This is a genomic window from Streptomyces sp. NPDC002104 (assembly GCF_053593795.1).
Genome location: NZ_JBSFDF010000111.1, coordinates 1 through 4,292 on the forward strand (window position 1 = coordinate 1; position 4,292 = coordinate 4,292).

Annotated in this window: 4 protein-coding genes; 1 reads left to right on the plus strand and 3 read right to left on the minus strand. The window is 72.1% G+C overall.

All coding sequences use genetic code 11. The features are described from left to right. Positions 1 to 91: 91 nt before the first annotated feature. The 3 genes from ACWCP2_RS38085 to ACWCP2_RS38095 are packed head-to-tail and all read right to left on the minus strand — an operon-like array spanning position 92 to position 2,877. Positions 92 to 520 (minus strand): hypothetical protein, encoded by a 429-nt coding sequence (locus ACWCP2_RS38085; protein WP_450913115.1) that lies wholly within the window; start codon positions 518 to 520, stop codon positions 92 to 94. Positions 521 to 572: 52 nt separating this feature from the next. Then, entirely contained in the window at positions 573 to 1,073 is a 501-nt protein-coding gene (locus tag ACWCP2_RS38090; protein WP_450913116.1) for an NUDIX domain-containing protein, read from the minus strand. A gap of 37 nt (positions 1,074 to 1,110) precedes the next feature. After that, positions 1,111 to 2,877 (minus strand): BCCT family transporter, encoded by a 1,767-nt coding sequence (locus ACWCP2_RS38095; protein ID WP_450913117.1) that lies wholly within the window; start codon positions 2,875 to 2,877, stop codon positions 1,111 to 1,113. Positions 2,878 to 3,021: 144 nt separating this feature from the next. Here ACWCP2_RS38095 and ACWCP2_RS38100 point away from each other — a divergent pair, with 144 nt between their 5' ends. Continuing rightward, on the plus strand, positions 3,022 to 4,170 hold the full coding sequence (locus ACWCP2_RS38100; protein ID WP_450913118.1) for a glycerate kinase: 1,149 nt from the start codon (positions 3,022 to 3,024) through the stop codon (positions 4,168 to 4,170). Positions 4,171 to 4,292: the final 122 nt, after the last annotated feature.

The window sequence follows — 4,292 nt, forward strand, 5'->3', positions numbered from 1 at the left end:
GGATCGACTGGTACAACTACCACCGACCCCACACCGGCATCCAAAGCCAAACACCCGCCAGCCGCGTCACCAACCTGCCCGGACAACACACCTAGATGACCACCAGCGGGACGAGCAGGGCGAAGGCCGCGCCGGCCTCGACCGCGTAGGCGTACAGGGACGGATGCTGGACGGGGGCCGCGAGCAGGACCACGCTCTGCTGGGCGGCGGCCGCGCCGACCCAGTCGGCGTCGGCGCCGAGGCCGCCCTGGTACCAGCCCTCGCAGGCGCCGGGGCCGGTGACGGCGAGGACGTCGTCCTCGCGGCGGTAGAAGGCCTGCCAGCCTTCGGCCGGTACGGACCAGGCCTCGAAATCGGTGAACTGCGCCCAGCCGCCGTCGCGGATCGCGGCGTCGAACATCCAGACCGGCACCCCCTCGGGGGTGACCTCGCCGCCCTCCTGCTGGTCGGTGGTGAAGTGGACCATGGGCAGGGCGTCGGGCCCGTCCGCGGTACTGGGCCAGGCGTACATCGTGATCATCGTCTGAATTCTGTCCTGCTCGGTGTAGGCACGGAATAACGAGCGGGAGGGGCTACGAGGCCTGCGGCCTGCGGCCGTTCTCCAGCTCCACGGTGCTCTCCCCGCTCTGCAGGACCCGGTACGCCTCCACGGTGCGCAGGCCCAGGGAGCCGAGCAGATGGTCCGTCAGCCCGGCCGGCTCCACCAGCCGCCACGAGAGCAGTTCCTCCTCCTGGAGGGTGATGGAGGCGAGCTGTCCGGCGTCGAGCACGCCGCCGTCGTAGAGGTACGCGACGAGCGGGGGCCGGCCCGGGCCGGTCGACCAGTCGACGGCGAGCAGCCGGCCGAGCGGCACGTCGATGCCGATCTCCTCGGCGCTCTCGCGGCGGGCGGCCGTGCGCGGGGACTCCCCCGTGTCGGACTCGATGGTGCCGCCCGGCAGGGCCCAGCCCTCGCGGTAGTTGGGCTCGACGAGGAGCACCCGGCCCTCGGAGTCCCGGAAGAGGGCGGCCGCTCCGGCCAGCACCCGGGGCAGGCTCGCGATGTAGGTGGCGTAGTCATCCGTGGTGGTCATCGCGCAACCCTACCCAGCCGCCCCGGGCCCGCGGGGATCACCCTTCCGGGGTGGACCCGCCGCCGGGTGCGCCACCGGTTCCGGCGCCGCCAGCGCCGTCCTCGCGGTCGCGGTTCCTCGACTCCGCCACGCGCCGCAGGCGCGGGTGGCGGGCCGGGCCCTGTTCGGTGATGGCGTCGCCGACCATGGCCTTGACCGCGTCCCGCAGTCCGTGCAGGGCGTGGTGGCGGACGGGGCCCGCGCCCGGGTCCTCCCGCAGTTCCTTCACCAGGGCCCAGCACAGGACCAGCATCACGATCACGAAGGGCAGCGCGACCAGGATGGTGGCCGTCTGGAGGGACTTCAGGCCGCCCGCGACGAGGAGCACGGCGGCCACGGAGGCCATCAGCACGCCCCAGGTGACGACGAGCCAGGTCGGCGGGTGCAGGGAGCCGCGGCTGGTGAGGGAGCCCATGACGAGGGAGGCGGAGTCGGCGCTGGTGACGAAGTACGTCATCACCAGGAGCATCGCGATCCACGAGGTGACCGTGCCGAGCGGGAGGGCGTCGAGCATCGCGAAGAGCGAGGCCTCGGTGCCCTCCTTGGCCTTGGCCGCCATGTCGGCGACGCCGGTGGAGTCGAGGCGGATCGCGGTGCCGCCCATGACGCAGAACCAGACGACGGTGGCGCCGCTGGGCACCAGGAGCACGCCGACGAGGAACTCGCGGATGGTGCGGCCGCGCGAGATGCGGGCGATGAAGGTGCCGACGAACGGCGCCCAGGAGAGCCACCACGCCCAGTAGAAGATCGTCCACGCGCCGAGCCACGCGCTGTCGGTGAAGGCGCCGGTGCGGGTGGCCATCGGGAGCAGTTCGTGCAGGTAGCTGCCGACGCTCGCCGGGATCACGTCGAGGACGTAGACGGTCGGGCCGAGGACGAAGACGAAGGCCATCAGGGCCGCGGCGAGCACGATGTTGATCGTGCTGAGCCATTTGACGCCCTTGTGCAGCCCCGAGAAGGCGGAGAGCACGAAGGCCGCGGACAGGGAGCCGATGATGATCAGCTCGACCGTGGTCGAGTCCTCGATGCCGGTGGTGATGTTGAGGCCCTTGGCCACCTGGAGGGCGCCGAGGCCGAGGCTGGTGGCGGTGCCGAAGACGGTCGCGAAGACGGCGAGCAGGTCGATGGCCTTGCCCTGCCAGCCGTTGGCCCGCTCCTCGCCCATGAGGGGGACGAAGGCGGAGCTGAGGCGGTTGCCGCGGCCCTTGCGGAAGGTCGCGTAGGCGAGGGCGAGGCCGGCGATGCCGTAGATCGCCCAGGGGGTGAGGGTCCAGTGGAAGAAGGAGTAGTCGAGCGCGGCGCGGGCGGCGTCGCCGGTGCCGGGGGCCGCGCCGGAGGCCGGGGGCGGGTTCAGGTAGTGGGTGAGCGGCTCGCCCACCCCGTAGAACATCAGCCCGATGCCCATGCCCGCGCTGAACATCATCGCGATCCACGCGAGGTTCGTGAACTCCGGCTCCGAGTCGTCCCGGCCGAGGCGGATCCGGCCGAAGCGGCTGATCGCGAGCACGACGCACATGACGAGGAACACATCGGCGGCGATCACGAAGAGCCACGCGAAGTTGCTCAGCACCCAGGCCAGCGCGCTGCTCGACGCCGAGTCGAACGAGCTCTTGCCGAGGGCCGCCCAGGCGACCACGGCCAGGACGGCGACCACCCCGATGACGACGACCGTGAGGTCGGGGGCTCCGTCAGCCTCGTGGAGGGGTCCTTCGGACCTGCCGCCTGGGGAATCCGGACGTGCCTGTTCCAGTGAATCCGTGCTCATGCGGCCACACTATGCAGGCGTATATACCTATTTAGGGGTATGCCGCGCCGTGTGTGGCCCAGGCCACGCATGGGCATAGGAGGATCCTCCGGATAGGCTCATGGGTGGCGCGACTGCACTGTTCGATAGCAAGGGATTAGCAAGGTGACGGACGGAGCAGTAACTGAGACCGCGCGCGTGCTCATCGCCGCGGACAAATTCAAGGGCTCGCTCACGGCCGTTCAGGTCGCGGAGCGGGTCACGGCCGGCCTGCGCAAGGCCGTACCGGGCGTGGAGATCGAGACCCTCCCCGTCGCGGACGGCGGCGACGGTACGGTCGCGGCCGCCGTGGCGGCCGGTTTCGAACGCCGGGAGGTACGGGTCACCGGACCGCTCGGCGACCAGGTCACGGCCGCTTTCGCGCTCCGCGAGGGCACCGCGGTGGTCGAGATGGCGGAGGCCTCCGGTCTCCAGCTGCTGCCGGCGGGCGTCTTCGCCCCCCTGACGGCGACCACCTACGGCTCCGGCGAACTGCTGAAGGCCGCACTCGACGCGGGCGCGCGCTCGATCGTCTTCGGTGTGGGCGGCAGCGCCACCACCGACGGCGGCGCGGGCATGCTGGCCGCGCTGGGCGCGGTGTTCCTGGACGCGAACGGTGAACCCGTCGGTCCGGGCGGCGGCGCGCTGGCCGGGCTGGCCTCGGCCGACCTGTCGGGCGTCGACCCCCGCATCAAGGAGGTCGACTTCGTCCTGGCGAGCGACGTGGACAACCCTCTGACGGGTCCGAAGGGCGCTCCGGCGGTCTACGGCCCGCAGAAGGGGGCGTCGCCCGAGGACGTCGCGACGCTGGACGCGGCGCTGGCGCACTTCGCGGTGGTCCTGGAGAAGTCGATCGGCTCCCTGGCCGCCGAGGCCGCGGTGTCGCCCGGCGCGGGCGGTGCGGGCGGCATCGGCTACGGGGCCCTGCTGCTCGGTGCCTCGTTCCGTCCCGGCATCGAGCTGATGCTGGAGGTGCTCGGCTTCGCGCCGGCCCTGGAGCGGGCCACGCTGGTCATCACCGGTGAGGGTTCGCTGGACGAGCAGACGCTCCACGGCAAGGCTCCGGCCGGTGTCGCGGCGGCGGCCCGTGCGGCGGGCAAGCCGGTCGTCGCGGTCTGCGGCCGCCTGCTGCTCACGCAGGAGGCCCTTTCGGCGGCCGGGATCCAGCGGGCCTATCCGCTGACCGACCTCGAGCCGGACCCGGCGGTGTCCATCCCCAACGCGGGGCCGCTGCTCGAGCGGGTCGCGGAGAACATCGCGGGCGACGTCCTCTGACCGCGTCCGCCCTCACCGGCGACGGCCCGGCGGCCGTCAGATCGGTGAGGCCGGGGGCCATGCGGCCTTCCAGGTGGCCGATCCAGCCCGAGCAGAGCGGTTCGTTGAGGGTGGCCCACTGG